Below are 13,503 nucleotides of genomic sequence, written 5' to 3'. Positions count from 1 at the left end.
TCCGATGAGGGTCAGGCACTCAGGTCGCGATGCCGAGGGATCAGGAGTGTGCTGTTGGAATCAGGTACAGGGCCCGTTACAGATAGCCCTGTGCCTGCAGCCGGAACAGCCGCGCATAGCGGCCATCCAGCTCCATCAGGCTGTCATGATCGCCGCGCTCGAGGATGCGCCCGCCATCGATGACCAGTATCTGGCCGGCGGCACGCACCGTGGAGAAGCGGTGCGAGATCAACACCGTCATCTTGTCCCGGGCGTGGTCGCGGAAGTCGGCGTAGACCGCCGCTTCGGCGGCGGCGTCCATGGCTGCGGTGGGCTCGTCGAGCACCAGGATGTCGGCGTCCTCGCGCATGTAGGCCCGGGCCAGGGCGACCTTCTGCCACTGGCCGCCGGACAGTTCCTGGCCGCCCTTGAACCAGCGCCCGAGCTGGGTGTGGTAGCCCGCCGGCATGGTGGCGATGAAGTCCTCGGCCAGCCCGCGCCGGGCGGCTGCCTGCCAGCGCGCCTCGTCCTCGAAGGCCGCCACGTCGCCGGCCCCCAGGTTCTCGCCCACCTTGAGCTGATAGCGCACGAAGTCCTGGAAGATCACCCCGATGCGCCGACGCAGTGTGGCCAGGTCCCAGTCGCGCAGGTTGCTGCCATCGAGCAGGATGCGCCCCTCGTCGGGGTCGTAGAGCCGGGTCAGCAGCTTGATCAGGGTGGTCTTGCCCGAGCCGTTGACCCCGACCAGCGCCAGGCTCTGGCCGGGGGCCAGGTGCAGGTCGATGCCGGCGAGCGCCGGCGCATCGGCGCCGGGGTAGGTGAAGCCCACCCCCTCGAAGCGGATGCCGTCGCCGGGGCGGGCGCCGGCGGTGAGCCGACCGCTCTGCTCGGCGACCGGCTGCTCCAGGTACTCGTAGAGATTGGAGAGGTAGAGGTTGTCCTCATACATGCCGCCGATCGCGGTGAGGCTCGCCGACAGCGCCGCCTGGCCCTGCCTGAAGACCATCAGGTACATGGTCATCTCGCCCAGCGTCAGCGCCCCGGCCACCGTCTCCACCACCACCCAGGCATAGGCGCCGTAGAGGGCCAGGGTGCCCAGCAGGCCGAGCAGGAAGCCCCAGGTCTCGCGGCGGATCGTCAGGCGGCGGTCCTCGGCGTAGAGGGTATCGAAGATGCGCCGGTAGCGGTCGAGCAGCAGCGGCTCCAGGCCGAACAGCTTGACCTCCTTGATGCTGTCCTCCCGGGCCAGCACCGTCTCGAGGTACAGCTGCATGCGCGTCTGGGGCGAGCGCCAGCGGAACAGCCGGAAGGCGTCGCCGGAGAAGCGGGCCTCGGAGACGAACACCGGCAGGGCGCCGATCACCAGCACCAGCAGCGCCCAGGGCGAGAAGCGCACCAGCAGCACCGCGAAGCTCGCCAGGGAGATGGCGTTCTGGGCCAGGCCGAAGGTCTTGTTGACCAGGCCCAGGGGGCGGGTCGAGGCCTCTCGTCGGGCTCGGGTCAGCTTGTCGTAGAACTCCGAGTCCTCGAACTGGGCGAGCGTGAGGGTGCCGGCCTTCTCGAGGATCATGACGTTGACCTTCTGGCCCAGCAGGGCACGCAGCAGCGACTGCTGGGCCGAGAGGCCGCGCTGGGCCAGGGCGATCAGCGCGACCACCCCGGCCTCCAGCAGCACGTAGCGCAGTACCGGCCACAGCAGCTCGGCGAGCGCCGCCTGGCCCTGGCGGTGGCTGTCCATGGCGGCCACCACCGCATCGACGATCAGCTGGCCGACCCAGGCGGCCACCGCGGGCAGCACCCCGGCCACCAGGGTGCACAGGGCCAGCCCGAGGGTCAGGCCCCGCGAGGTCTGCCAGACCAGGCCCAGGGCCCGGTGGCTATAGCGAAAGACGCCGAGGAAGGTGGCCAGGCGCCCCTCCCCGGAGGGGGGCGTCTCGGCGTGGGCCGGAGGACGGGTCAAGCGTGGGCTCCGTGAGGGATCCTATCGCCAGTGTACCGGGCCGGAGGCCGCTGCACAGGCGGGAGGGCGCCACGGGGGTGGCGGCCGTCCCGGAGCTGCCGAACTCGGGAGGCGGGACCGCCGCGGCGGTGCTTGCCGCCCCGGGGCAGGGCGGCGAGGTGCGGAGACCCCGGCAGAGGGCCTTGTCGACCGAGCGCTTCGGCATGGCCTGGAGGGGCGACGGCGAGTCGGCTGGCCGAACGGCGGGGCCTAAACGACGATGCCCCGCACGGGCGGGGCATCGTCATGCAGGCCGGGGCGGGCTCAACTCTCGTCGTCGGACTCGCTGAGTTCGGCTTCCGTGCTGGCCACCGTGGTGCCGCTCTCGCCGCCCTGCAGTGCCGCCAGCACCGGTTCGGCCTGGCTCTGGAAGGCCGCCAGGGCATCGCCGCTGAGGCTCTGGCTCTCCGGTAGCTCGACCTGCATGGCATCCACCTGGCGGTTGTTGACCAGCACCTCGTAATGCAGGTGAGGGCCGGTGCTGCGGCCGGTGTTGCCGGACAGGGCGATGCGCTCGCCGCGGGTCACCCGCTCGCCGCGCTTGACCAGCGGCCGCGACAGGTGCAGGTAGCGGGTCTTGTAGCCGTTGTCATGCCGGACGACGATGTAGCGGCCGGCCGCCGGGTGGTTGCCGACCTTCTCCACGCGGCCGTCGGCGGGGGCATTGACCGCGGTACCGCTGGGCATGGCGAAGTCGGTGCCCTTGTGGGGGCTGATGCGCCCGGTCACCGGGTGGTGGCGACGTGGGTTGAACGGCGAGCTCAGACGATAGTCACCAGCGAAGGGACGACGGTCGAAGGCCGGGTCGAGACTGGCGCCATCGGGGGTGTAGAAGCGGTTGTCCTCGCCGTTGCGCACCAGGGTCACGTCCATGCGCGCGCCATCGTAGTTGACCGCCAGCACCCGCGGGTCGAGGCTCTCGCCGTCGATGATGTCGGATTCCACCAGCACCTGGAAACGATCGCCGCGACGGGTGTCGCGGCGGAAGTCCAGTTTCTTCTCCAGCACGTGGGCGAGCTCGGCCACCTCGGCACTGGTCAGGCCGGTGGCCTGTGCCGAGCGGGCGAAGCTGCCGCTCACCGTCCCGGCAAAGAGCCGCTGGGTGGACTCGCCGGCGCGCTCGATGGTCGCCACGTCGACGCCCTGCTCGCCACGCTCGACCAGGTAGCCGTCCCGGGCGTTCTTCATCAGGCGCAGGGCGAGCAACTCGCCCTCGCTGTCGAGCTGATACTCGAAGTGGTTGCCGACCCGCCAGTGGGTCAGCAGGCGCGGATCGGGCATCGCCTCCAGCAGGGTCATGACTTCGCTGTAGCCCATGCCCAGGTGCTCCTGGGCCATGATCGCGAAGGTGTCACCCGGCTGGACGGTGTAGGTCTGCCACTCGGGGACATAGGGTTCGCTGGCGGCGATCTCTTCCTCGAGGAGGATCGGGCCCTCGTCGAACAGCTCGAGTTCGTCCTCGGAGATCTCTTCATAGGAGGTGGCGTCGGCGACCAGGCGTTCGTTGGAGGCGAGCATGCCGCTGGCCACCGTGCCGAGCACGATGGCCATGTGGCGGGCGCCCTCGTCCAGGGGAGAGGCGGCGGTGTCCATGGCCTCGCCCCGCGCGTCATCGCGCGCGGCCGAGGCAAGTGCCGGCTTGGCCTGGGCCGTCTCGATGAAGTCGAGGTCGACGATCTCGGAGGCAGTCAGCCGCGACAGGGGCACCGGCTCGCGGGTGGCATCCATGGCTCGTGAAGCCACCTGCATGGCCTTGGCGACCGGTTCGTGGTCGAGGGACAGCGAAGGCACGCCCGGGGACGCATTGGCGTCGAGGGGGACCAGCACGGTGTCGAGGGGAGCTCGATCATGGCGGGCATCCTCGACCGAGGTGAGAATCTTGTGGGCGCCCAGCACAGTGACCATGGTGGCAACGGGTAACAACAGTAACTTGTGCGTGCGGGGCAGCGAATAAAGGATTCGCATCATGTATTTGGCCGTAATAAAAAAGGTGTATAGAACATAAAAAAAGTCACTAGAACCATAACCCATGATGGTTGGAGTGCCTAGTCTGTACACCCATACAGTAAGCCGCCGTGCCCCTTGCTTCGGGCAGGGAGGGGCCGGCGTTTGGATAGCGAACACTGTTTACTAAGGCCGAGCATGGCACGACACACGGCGGCTTGGCAACCCCCGGGCACGGCGTCAGGAGGCGGTGAAGGTGCCGTCGCGGTAGTCGCGCATGGCCTGCTCGAGCTCTTGGCGATGGTTCATCACGAAGGGGCCGTAGTGGGCGATCGGCTCCCCATGGGGTTCTCCGGCGAGCAGCAGGGCCTCGGCGCCGCCTTCGCTGGCGAGGGAAAGCCGCTCGCCGCGGCCGAGGCGCACCAGCTCGCCGCGCGAGACGGCCTCGTCGGCCACCGTCAGGCGACCGCGGAAGACGAACACCAGCAGGGTGGTCGCGGTATTCTCCAGCGCGAGGGCGCCGCCGGCCGCGAGACGCAGGTGAGCCACCGCCCCCTGACCCGCCAGGGCCTCGAGGGGACCGCGTGTCGCCTCGCCGTCGGCGAGCCGCCAGTCGCCACCCAGGGCGATGAGTTCGGCGGCGGGCCTGGTGAGCCGCGCCATTTCGGCGGCGCGGACATCGCGATAGGTGGGCGTGGACAGCTTGTCCCGGGCCGCCAGGTTGAGCCACAGCTGGAAGGCATGCAGGCCCCGCTCGTCGGTGAAGGGCATTTCGCCGTGGATGATGCCGCGTCCGGTGTGCATCCACTGGGCATCGCCGGCGCCGATGCTGCTGTGGTGTCCCAGGTGGTCCTCGTGACGCAGCCCTCCCCGCAAGGCGTAGGTGAGCGTCTGGATGCCGCGATGCGGGTGCGGGGGGAACCCGCCGATGTCGTCATCACCCGCGGTGGCTTCCAGCTCGTCGATCATCAGGAAGGGATCCAGCCCGCCGCCGAAGTCATGGAGGCGGCGGATCGCGACGCCGTCGCCATCCTGGCTGGGGTGGCTGCTCAGGCGCCGCGCGATGTGGCGGGTCGTGGCACTGGCTGGCATGGCGTGTCTCCTGTCGGGGGATCGATGACTGGCATTCTAGGCCGATTTTTTCGAAGATTAAGCGGATCATTTCGCGCAATCTGTTCGAGGAATTCGAAAATGTCTCGCGTCACCCTTGCCCAGTGGCAGATGCTCGCCGCGGTGGTGGACCATGGCGGCTTCGCCCGCGCCGCCGAGGCCATCCACAAGAGCCCCTCGACCCTCAACCACGCGGTGCACAAGCTCGAGGAGCAGCTCGGCGTGGCGGTGCTGGAGCCGGTGGGGCGCCAGGTGCGGCTGACCGAGGCCGGCGAGATGCTGCTGCGTCGGGCTCGCCAGCTGATCGAGAACGCTGACTCCCTGGAGGATGTGGCCACGCGACTGGCCGAAGGGCTGGAGGCGGAGATCGTGCTGGCCATCGACCAGATCTTTCCCCCGGACGCCCTGGCCCGGGCCCTCGAGTCGTTTTCCGCGACCTATCCCCATGTGCGCGTACAGCTCCACGAGACGGTGCTCAACGGCGGCGTCGAGATGCTCCAGGACGGCCATGCCGACCTGCTGGTCTCGGGTCTGGCCGCCCGCGGCTTCCTGGGTGAGCCACTGGTGACAATCGATTTCATCGCCGTCGCCCACCCCGACCATCCGCTGCATCGCCTGGGGCGGGTGCTGGACCTGCGCGACCTGGAGCAGCACCGCCAGTTGGTGGTGCGCGATTCCGCCCAGCGCCAGTCGCTGGATGCCGGCTGGCTGAAGGCCGAGCAGCGCTGGACGGTGAGCCATCTCGACACCTCCATCGACATGCTCGAGCGCAATCTCGGCTTCGCCTGGGTGCCCGAGACGCGCATCCTCGACGCCCTGCTGGCCGGGCGCCTGAAGCCGCTGCCGCTGGCGGCCAGCGGTGTGCGCGAGGTGCCGATCCAACTGATCCATCGCGACCAGGACCGTGCCGGGCCGGCCACCCGGGCCATGGCCCGGCATCTGCAGGAGGCGGTCACGGCCTGTGTGCCCTCGAGGCGGTTCGAAAAGATCGAATGATTGGCGGCAAAATGTGCGCTTGAGATTCGATTTTATTGGCTTACGCTGGGGGCAACCTAAACCAGTCACGAGGAGGCCGAGATGGGGCTCTTGATCAACGGACAGTGGCATGACCAGTGGTACGACACCAAGACGCACGGCGGGGAGTTCGTTCGCGAATCCGCGAAGCTGCGTGATTGGGTCACCGCCGACGGCGCACCGGGGCCGGAAGGCCAGCCGGGGCGGCCCGCCGAGGCGGGGCGCTACCACCTCTATGTGTCTCTCGCCTGCCCCTGGGCCCACCGCACGCTGATCATGCGGCGTCTCAAGGGGCTCGAGGGGCTGGTCGGCGTATCGCACACCAGCCCGTTGATGCTCGACCAGGGCTGGACCTACCATCAGGACGAGGGCTCCAGCGGCGACCCGCTCCATGGTGTCGACTACCATCGCGAGCTGTATACCCTCACCGATCCCCACTACACCGGCCGGGTGACGGTGCCGGCCCTGTGGGACAAGCAGGACGGCCGGATCGTCAACAACGAGTCGGCGGAGCTGGTACGCATGCTCAACGGCGCCTTCGATGGGCTCACCGGCAACCGGCTCGACCTCTATCCGGCGGACCTGCGCGAGACCATTGACGCCGTCAATGCCGATGTCTACGACCACGTCAACAATGGGGTCTACAAGGCCGGCTTCGCCACCGAGCAGGCCGTCTACGAGAAGCACGTCGAGGCGCTGTTCGACGCCCTCGACCGGCTGGAAACCCGGCTGGCCGAGTGGCGCTACCTGGCCGGCGAGTGGCTCACCGAGGCGGATATCCGCCTGTTCACCACCCTGGTGCGCTTCGATGCCGTCTATCACGGCCACTTCAAGTGCAACCTGCGGCGTATCGAGGACTACCCCAACCTGTCGAACTACCTGCGCGAGCTCTACCAGTGGCCGGGCGTGGCCGAGACGGTGAACCTGGACCATATCCAGCGCCACTATTACATGAGCCACAAGACCATCAACCCCAACGGCATCGTGCCGGCTGGCCCAGTGCTCGATCTGGATCGACCCCATGATCGCGAGCGCCTGCCGGGCAAGGGTATTCGGGAGAAGGGGTAACGCAGGGCGCTTGAAGACGCGGCTACGCCGCTCGCAGAGGGAAGATCGGCGCTTCGCGCCTGGAAGAGGAAAGCAGCTCACCTATACTGCCGTTCCTCATACCTCTGCCTGGCCAGCCAGCGATCCAGGGCATTGGCGAATTCGCGGCGGTCGACGTCGGAGTAGCCCTTGGGGCCACCGGTGTGCTCGCCGCTGGCACGCTGGGGCTCCATGCCTGTCCTGTGTCCGTCGCATCGGCACCCCGTGCAGATGCGGCAGGGGCAGGCGTTCCTGGCCAGCCAGCGATCCAGGGCATTGGCGAATTCGCGGCGATCGACGTCGGAGTAGCCCTTGGGGCCGCCGGTGTGCTCGCCGCTGGCACGCAGGGTCTCCATGCCTGTCCTGTGTCCGTCGCATCGGCACCCCGTGCTGATGCGGCAGGGTCAGGCGTTCCTGGCCAGCCAGCGATCCAGGGCATTGGCGAATTCGCGGCGGTCGACGTCGGAGTAGCCCTTGGGGCCGCCGGTGTGCTCGCCGCTGGCACGCAGGGTCTCCATGCCTGTCCTGTGTCCGTCGCATCGGCACCCCGTGCAGATGCGGCAGGGTCAGGCGTTCCTGGCCAGCCAGCGATCCAGGGCATTGGCGAATTCGCGGCGGTCGACGTCGGAGTAGCCCTTGGGGCCACCGGTGTGCTCGCCGCTGGCACGCAGGGTCTCCATGAAATCCCGCATCTGCACCCGCGCGCGGATATTGCTCTTGTCCAGCGCCTCGCCGCGGCTGGTTATCACGCTGGCGCCGCGCTCGATGGCGGCCATGGCCAGCGGCAGGTCCGAGGTGACGACCAGGTCGCCTGGCTGGAGGCGCTCGACGATCTCGTCGTCGGCGGCGTCGAAGCCGTGGCTCACCGCCAGCCCCTTGACCCACTTCGAGGGCGGCAGCGGGACCTGGTGGTTGGCCACGAAGGTGGTCGGGGTGTCGGTACGCTCGGCGGCGCGCACGATGATGTCGCGGGCGATGCGCGGGCAGGCATCGGCGTCGACCCAGAGGCTTGGCATGGACGGCTCCTGAAGGGGGCGGGACGAATAAGGCTAGCCAGGTCAGCGCGACGATGGTAGCATGCGCGCTCCTCGCATGTGCTGACCCCACCATCATGACGATGCGACCCGCTCACGCCAGGTGAGCGCGATGATCGCAAAACGCCAGGCTTCGGCCTCGCGCGTTCGAACTGTGAAGATGGAGCGCCGACGAGAATTCGCCACCCGGGCGAGTTCGGCGCAGACGGTCGCCACGACGGTTCGCCTGCCAGGTGCAGGTGTCAACCGGATGCCAGGTGCGACCGGCGTCCCCGACTCCGATGTAGTTGCCTTGCCGCGTGCAAGGGCCTGACCGTGTTGAGCGCGTCAGGGGCGCCACCGATGTTTTTCGCCGGCCATGCCGGCCTACCAAGGTGTGATTCATGACCTCGACTTCTGTCGCCTCGCCGAGCTTCGGCGATCTGGCCCTGCTGCCTGACGTTCTCTCCGCCATCGAGACCCTCGGCTACGAGACCCCGTCGCCGATCCAGGCACAGACCATTCCGGCCCTGCTGGAAGGCCGCGACATGCTGGGCCAGGCCCAGACCGGCACCGGCAAGACCGCTGCCTTCGCCCTGCCGCTGCTCTCGCGGCTCGACCTCACGCGCCGCGTGCCCCAGGTGCTGGTGCTGGCCCCGACCCGTGAGCTGGCCCAGCAGGTCGCCGTGTCGTTCACCAAGTACGGCCAGAACCTCAAGGGGCTGGAAGTGGCGACCCTGTGCGGTGGCCAGGAATACCGCGAGCAGCTCAGCGCCCTGCGCCGCGGCGCCCAGGTCGTGGTCGGCACCCCCGGCCGGGTCATCGACCACCTGGACCGCGGCAGCCTGAAGCTCGACGGCCTGTCCGCGCTGGTGCTCGACGAGGCCGACGAGATGCTGCGCATGGGCTTCATCGACGACGTCAAGCGCGTGGTGGCCGACACCCCGACCGACGCCCAGCGGGTGTTCTTCTCCGCCACCCTGCCCACCGAGATCGAGCGGATCGTCAACCGCTACCTGGTCGACCCGGTCAAGGTGGCCATCGAGTCCCGCACCACCACCGGCGAGAACATCGAGCAGCGCCGGGTGCGCATCGAGGGTGGCGCCAAGCTGGAAGCCCTGGCGCGTATCCTCGAGGTGGAGCCGGTGGACGGCGCCATCGTCTTCGTACGGACCCGCGCGGCCTGCACCACCCTGATGGAGCAGCTCTCCGCTCGCGGCGTGAACGTGGCCAGCCTGTCCGGCGACCTGGACCAGAGCCTGCGCGAGCGCACCATCACCCGCCTCAAGCGCGGCAAGGTCGACGTGCTGATCGCCACCGACGTGGCCGCCCGCGGCCTGGACGTGCCGCGCATCACCCACGTCATCAACTATGACCTGCCGCAGGATTCCGAGGCCTATACCCACCGCATCGGTCGTACCGGGCGTGCCGGCCGCGACGGCGTGGCGATCACCTTCGCCGGCAACCGCGAGAGCCGCAAGGTCGGCTGGCTGGAGCAGGCCACCGGCCAGAAGATGATCGAGATGCCGCTGCCCGACGAGGCCGCCATCCGCGCCCATCGCGACCAGGTCTTCCACCACCGGGTGGTCGCCTCCCTGACCAAGGGCGCCGACGAGCAGCGGGCCCTGGTGGAGCGCCTGGTCGAGGAAGGCCATGATCCCGTCGAGCTGGCCTGCGCCTTCGCCGCCCTGGCCCGCGCCGACGAGGCGCCCATCGGCCGCCTGCAGGCGCCGCGCAAGGAGCGCAACGAGCGCACCCCGCGCGATGGCAAGGCCCCGCGCCGCGAGGGCGGTCCCCGCGACCGTGCCCCCAGCGAGGGCATGACTCGTTACCGCGTCTCCGTGGGCCACAAGGACGGCGTCAAGCCGGGTCAACTGGTCGGCGCGCTGGCCAACGAGGGCGGCATCGAGGGCAACCGCATTGGCCGGATCGACATCCGCAATGCATTCTCCGTCGTCGAGTTGCCGAACGGCCTGCCGTCCAGCATCCTGGCCAAGATGGCGCGCGCCAGGGTGGCCGGTCGTCCGCTGGAGATCAGCGAAGACCGTGCCCCCGATCGCGCTCCCCGTCGTCGCCGCGATGACGATGGCCCGGTGCCTCGCCGCGAGCGGGCCTGAGGCGATCTCGATAGCGTGAGGCGTCGCCCGTAGGGCGCCTCTCGCAACGCCAAGACCGAGCAGGTCGGGGGAAACCCCGGCCTGCTCGTCGTTTTATCATCGCCTTTTCATCACTGTATCGTCGGCGCTCGTGCCGAGGGGGAAGCGAAAGATGTGGACGCGTTTGCCGTTTCGCCTGCGTGGCTACCTGATCACCATGACCGGGGTGTTGTTCCTGTCGCCGGATGCCCTGCTGGTCAAGGCCACCACGGTGGACGTGACCACCTTCATGTTCTGGCGTGGCCTGCTGCTCGGCATCACCCTGATGGGGATTGCCTGGCTGCGCTACGGGCGCGAGCTGCCGGCGGCCGTGAAGGCCTGCGGTCCCGCGGCCTGGTGGTGCCCGCTGGCCTTCGCCGGCAGCGCCTGGGCCTTCGTGATCGCCAATCGCCTGACCGCCGCCGGCAACGTGCTGGTGATGATGAACCTGGCGCCGCTGGTCGCCGCGCTGATCGGCTGGTGGGTCTTCGGTGAGCGGCTGCGCCGCCAGACCTGGGTGGTAATCGTGGTCTGCGTGGCTGGCGCCTGCCTGATGGCCAGCGGGGAAATCGGCGGCGGCAGTCCGCTGGGGCTCGCCGTGGCACTGATCGTGCCGTTCTGCATCGCCATCAACACCACCGTGGCCAGCGCCCAGAAAAGCCAGTCTCGGCGCGGCGTCGATACCACGGTGATCCTGCCGCTGGGGTGCCTGGCCACGCTGCTGCCCGCGGCGCTGCTGGGTGGCGTCCAGCTGCCGTCGGCGGAGGACATGCAGTATCTGGTGGCGATGGGCGTGCTGCTGACGGTCGCCTACTTCGGCATCCAGACCGGGCCGCGCTACCTGCCCGGCGCCGAGGTCAGCCTGGTGATGCTGCTCGAGACGCTGGTCGGAACCCTGCTGGTCTGGGCCTGGCTCGGTGAGGTGCCGACGCTGCTGGCCTGCGTGGGCGGTGGGCTGATCGTTGCCGCCATGTTGCTCAGCGGGCTGCGCGACCTGCATCGCCAGCGACGCAAGGCCGCCGCCGGGGCCCCGGACGCCCAGCGTCTCCAGCAGAGGCTCGTCGAGGAGGAGGGGACCGCCGAGGCCGGGGAGGCGACCGGCCGCGGGGAGCTGGGCGGCGCACGCCACTGAGGCGAGGGCCGCCGATGCGGCGTCGTCGTCCGGCTCAGAGCTCGCCGGCGACCAGTCGCTCGGCGAAGCGTCGCAGCACCGAGGAGGCCGCGGGCGCGGGCGTCACGGCCTCGATCAGGACGTCGGCGTCCTGTCCCTGCTCGGCCAGGTCCTCGCGTTGGTGGCTCAGGTAGGCGCGCATCACCGGGGCGGTGAACTCCGGATGGAACTGCACGCTCCACTGCCGGGGTCCGTAGCGCAGGGCCTGGTAGGCATCATGGGCATTGTAGGCCAGCACCTCGGCCCGCGGCGGGGTCACGAGTATCGACTGGGCATGGGTCAGCTGGGCACTGAAGGTGGCGGGCAGCTCGCCGAGCAGGCGATCGCCGTGGCCGGCTTCGGTGAGGGTGATCGCCTGGGTGCCGGTTTCCCGGCCCGCCGGATGGTAGCCGACCGTGCCGCCGCAGGCCGTGGCCATCAGCTGGTGGCCATAGCAGACGCCGAGCATGGCGATATCCTTCGCGATGGCCTCGCGCAGCCAGGGCAACAGCGCCTCGCTCCAGGGCTCGGCGTCGCTGAGCATGGCATGGGAGCCGGTGATCACCATGGCGTCGAGGGTGTCCAGCGCCGGCGGGTCGCCATCGCGGCGGGCATCGAAGACCGACAGCGACAGGGCAGGATGGCGCCTGGCCAGCGGCCGCAGCACGGCCAGGAAGAGCTCCTCGAAATTGCCGTGGACCCGCGCCACGTCCTCGAAGGTGTCACCGGTCTTGACGATCAGCAGCCGGGGCATCTCAGCGGGCCTCCGCCAGTTGCCGCCCCAGGGCCTGCATGAAGGCCACCCCCGCCTCGAGCTGCTCGATCTCGAGGTACTCGTCCGGCTGGTGGGCCTGGGCGATGCTGCCCGGGCCGCAGATCACCGTCGACAGGCCGGCGCGCTGGAACTGGCCGGCCTCGGTGGCATAGGCGACCGCCCCCGAGGGCACCTCGCCGACCAGCGTCCGGCACAGGGCCAGCACCTCGGCGTTGTCGTCATCGGCCAGGGCCGGCACGGTGTTGGTGAGGCGCTCGGTGCGGATGCCCGTCTCCGGCGCCCGGGCATGCATCTCGGCCTGCAGCTCGTCGGCGTAGGCCTCGACCCGGCCCAGCAGGTCCTCGAAGCGGTCCCCCGGCAGGTGGCGCACCTCCCAGTCGAAGCTGCACTCCCGGGCCATGATGTTGATGGCGGTGCCGCCGGCGATCTTGCCCACGTGCAGGCTCGAGTGGGCGACGTTGAAGGCCTCGTCGACCCGGCCCTCGGCACGCAGCTCGGCCATCACGTCCTCGATGCGGGTCACCAGGCGAGCGGCGACGTGGATCGCCGAGACGCCCTGGTTGACCTGGCTGGAGTGGGCGGCGCGGCCGGTCACGGTGGTGCGCAGGTTGGTGCTGCCCTTGTGGGCCACCACCGGCTGCATCAGGGTCGGCTCGCCGACGAACACCGCCGACGGCCGGGGATGGTCGGCCAGCAGCCGCTCGATCAGCCGCGGCGCGCCCAAGCAGCCAACTTCCTCGTCGTAGGAGAAGGCCAGGTAGAGGGGCCGCTTGAGGTCCAGGGTCACCCAGCGCGGCACCTCGGCCAGGGCGCAGGCGATGAAGGCCTTCATGTCGCAGGTGCCGCGCCCGTAGAGGCGGCCATCGCCGCCGTCACGCAGCACGAAGGGGTCGCTGGACCAGGGCTGGCCGTCCACCGGTACCACGTCGGTGTGGCCGGACAGCACCACGCCGCCCTCCACGGCCGGTCCGATCCGGGCCAGCAGGTTGGCCTTGGTGCCGTCATCGTTGTCGACGCGCCAGTGCTCGACGCCATGGCCGTCGAGATAGTCCTCGACGAAGGCGATCAGGTCCAGGTTCGAGTCACGGGAGACGGTGGCAAAGCCCACCAGGGTCTCGAGGAGCTGGGCGGCGTCGGTCATGGTCGGGCTCCGAATGGGGGAAACGACTGCCAGCCTACCATGCATCCCCTGGAGGGGGAGATGTCCCTCCAGGTTAGGCGAGCACGCCCCGGCCCCACACCAGGCATACACCGCTCGATCCAGCCGCTGTTTCTCGGCGCGGAGCCTTGAGCCTTGC

The 13,503-nt window shown here is 69.3% G+C and carries 12 protein-coding genes; 4 read left to right on the top strand and 8 right to left on the bottom strand.

The window, feature by feature from the left end:
- Nucleotides 1–76: 76 nt before the first annotated feature.
- The 3 genes from QWY76_RS11170 to QWY76_RS11160 all read right to left on the bottom strand — a co-directional run bounded on the left by QWY76_RS11170 (nt 77) and on the right by QWY76_RS11160 (nt 5,014).
- Nucleotides 77–1,939, bottom strand: coding sequence for an ABC transporter ATP-binding protein (locus QWY76_RS11170; RefSeq protein WP_435388978.1), 1,863 nt, complete (start codon nt 1,937–1,939; stop codon nt 77–79).
- A gap of 303 nt (nt 1,940–2,242) precedes the next feature.
- Nucleotides 2,243–3,946, bottom strand: coding sequence for a peptidoglycan DD-metalloendopeptidase family protein (locus QWY76_RS11165; protein WP_290311277.1), 1,704 nt, complete (start codon nt 3,944–3,946; stop codon nt 2,243–2,245).
- Between the two features lie 216 nt (nt 3,947–4,162).
- Nucleotides 4,163–5,014, bottom strand: coding sequence for a pirin family protein (locus tag QWY76_RS11160; protein ID WP_290311276.1), 852 nt, complete (start codon nt 5,012–5,014; stop codon nt 4,163–4,165).
- Nucleotides 5,015–5,113: 99 nt separating this feature from the next.
- On the opposite strand from QWY76_RS11160, the gene QWY76_RS11155 reads away from it, so the two are divergent.
- Together QWY76_RS11155 and QWY76_RS11150 are read left to right on the top strand one after the other, a co-directional pair.
- Nucleotides 5,114–6,028 (top strand): LysR family transcriptional regulator, encoded by a 915-nt coding sequence (locus QWY76_RS11155; RefSeq protein ID WP_290311274.1) that lies wholly within the window; start codon nt 5,114–5,116, stop codon nt 6,026–6,028.
- An 81-nt stretch (nt 6,029–6,109) separates the two neighbouring features.
- Complete coding sequence (locus QWY76_RS11150; RefSeq protein WP_290311273.1) at nt 6,110–7,114, top strand: glutathione S-transferase family protein; 1,005 nt, start codon at nt 6,110–6,112, stop codon at nt 7,112–7,114.
- 77 nt (nt 7,115–7,191) lie between these two features.
- Here QWY76_RS11150 and QWY76_RS20160 read toward each other — a convergent pair whose 3' ends face one another.
- From QWY76_RS20160 to QWY76_RS11130, 3 genes are read right to left on the bottom strand one after another with little or no spacing between them, the layout of a single operon-like run.
- Nucleotides 7,192–7,488 (bottom strand): DUF188 domain-containing protein, encoded by a 297-nt coding sequence (locus tag QWY76_RS20160; RefSeq protein ID WP_435388977.1) that lies wholly within the window; start codon nt 7,486–7,488, stop codon nt 7,192–7,194.
- Between the two features lie 48 nt (nt 7,489–7,536).
- The gene (locus QWY76_RS11135) at nt 7,537–7,650 is read right to left on the bottom strand and encodes a DUF188 domain-containing protein (RefSeq protein WP_435388976.1); all 114 of its coding nucleotides are present in this window, start codon (nt 7,648–7,650) and stop codon (nt 7,537–7,539) included.
- A gap of 48 nt (nt 7,651–7,698) precedes the next feature.
- Nucleotides 7,699–8,148: a YaiI/YqxD family protein gene (locus QWY76_RS11130; protein WP_290311272.1), complete on the bottom strand. Its 450-nt coding sequence runs from the start codon at nt 8,146–8,148 to the stop codon at nt 7,699–7,701.
- Nucleotides 8,149–8,549: 401 nt separating this feature from the next.
- On the opposite strand from QWY76_RS11130, the gene QWY76_RS11125 reads away from it, so the two are divergent.
- Both QWY76_RS11125 and QWY76_RS11120 read left to right on the top strand, forming a co-directional pair.
- Entirely contained in the window at nt 8,550–10,262 is a 1,713-nt protein-coding gene (locus QWY76_RS11125) for a DEAD/DEAH box helicase (protein WP_290311271.1), read from the top strand.
- Between the two features lie 151 nt (nt 10,263–10,413).
- Nucleotides 10,414–11,412, top strand: a complete 999-nt coding sequence (locus tag QWY76_RS11120) for a DMT family transporter (protein WP_290311270.1) — start codon at nt 10,414–10,416, stop codon at nt 11,410–11,412.
- Between the two features lie 34 nt (nt 11,413–11,446).
- Here QWY76_RS11120 and QWY76_RS11115 read toward each other — a convergent pair whose 3' ends face one another.
- On the bottom strand, nt 11,447–12,184 hold the full coding sequence (locus QWY76_RS11115) for a glutamine amidotransferase (protein WP_290311269.1): 738 nt from the start codon (nt 12,182–12,184) through the stop codon (nt 11,447–11,449).
- 1 nt (nt 12,185) lies between these two features.
- The gene (gene argE / locus QWY76_RS11110; protein ID WP_290311268.1) at nt 12,186–13,346 is read right to left on the bottom strand and encodes an acetylornithine deacetylase; all 1,161 of its coding nucleotides are present in this window, start codon (nt 13,344–13,346) and stop codon (nt 12,186–12,188) included.
- Between the last annotated feature and the right edge of the window lie 157 nt (nt 13,347–13,503).

It is taken from the genome of Halomonas maura (assembly GCF_030409305.1).
Taxonomy (GTDB): domain Bacteria; phylum Pseudomonadota; class Gammaproteobacteria; order Pseudomonadales; family Halomonadaceae; genus Halomonas; species Halomonas maura.
This window is presented reverse-complemented; position numbering and strand designations above follow the sequence as displayed.

Coding starts and splice junctions, on each gene's coding strand:
- QWY76_RS11165 (WP_290311277.1), bottom strand. CDS start 3,946: ATGATGCGAATCCTTTATTCGCTGCCCCGCACGCACAAGTTACTGTTG.
- QWY76_RS11160 (WP_290311276.1), bottom strand. CDS start 5,014: ATGCCAGCCAGTGCCACGACCCGCCACATCGCGCGGCGCCTGAGCAGC.
- QWY76_RS11155 (WP_290311274.1), top strand. CDS start 5,114: ATGTCTCGCGTCACCCTTGCCCAGTGGCAGATGCTCGCCGCGGTGGTG.
- QWY76_RS11150 (WP_290311273.1), top strand. CDS start 6,110: ATGGGGCTCTTGATCAACGGACAGTGGCATGACCAGTGGTACGACACC.
- QWY76_RS20160 (WP_435388977.1), bottom strand. CDS start 7,488: ATGGAGACCCTGCGTGCCAGCGGCGAGCACACCGGCGGCCCCAAGGGC.
- QWY76_RS11135 (WP_435388976.1), bottom strand. CDS start 7,650: ATGGAGACCCTGCGTGCCAGCGGCGAGCACACCGGCGGCCCCAAGGGC.
- QWY76_RS11130 (WP_290311272.1), bottom strand. CDS start 8,148: ATGCCAAGCCTCTGGGTCGACGCCGATGCCTGCCCGCGCATCGCCCGC.
- QWY76_RS11125 (WP_290311271.1), top strand. CDS start 8,550: ATGACCTCGACTTCTGTCGCCTCGCCGAGCTTCGGCGATCTGGCCCTG.
- QWY76_RS11120 (WP_290311270.1), top strand. CDS start 10,414: ATGTGGACGCGTTTGCCGTTTCGCCTGCGTGGCTACCTGATCACCATG.
- QWY76_RS11115 (WP_290311269.1), bottom strand. CDS start 12,184: ATGCCCCGGCTGCTGATCGTCAAGACCGGTGACACCTTCGAGGACGTG.
- argE (WP_290311268.1), bottom strand. CDS start 13,346: ATGACCGACGCCGCCCAGCTCCTCGAGACCCTGGTGGGCTTTGCCACC.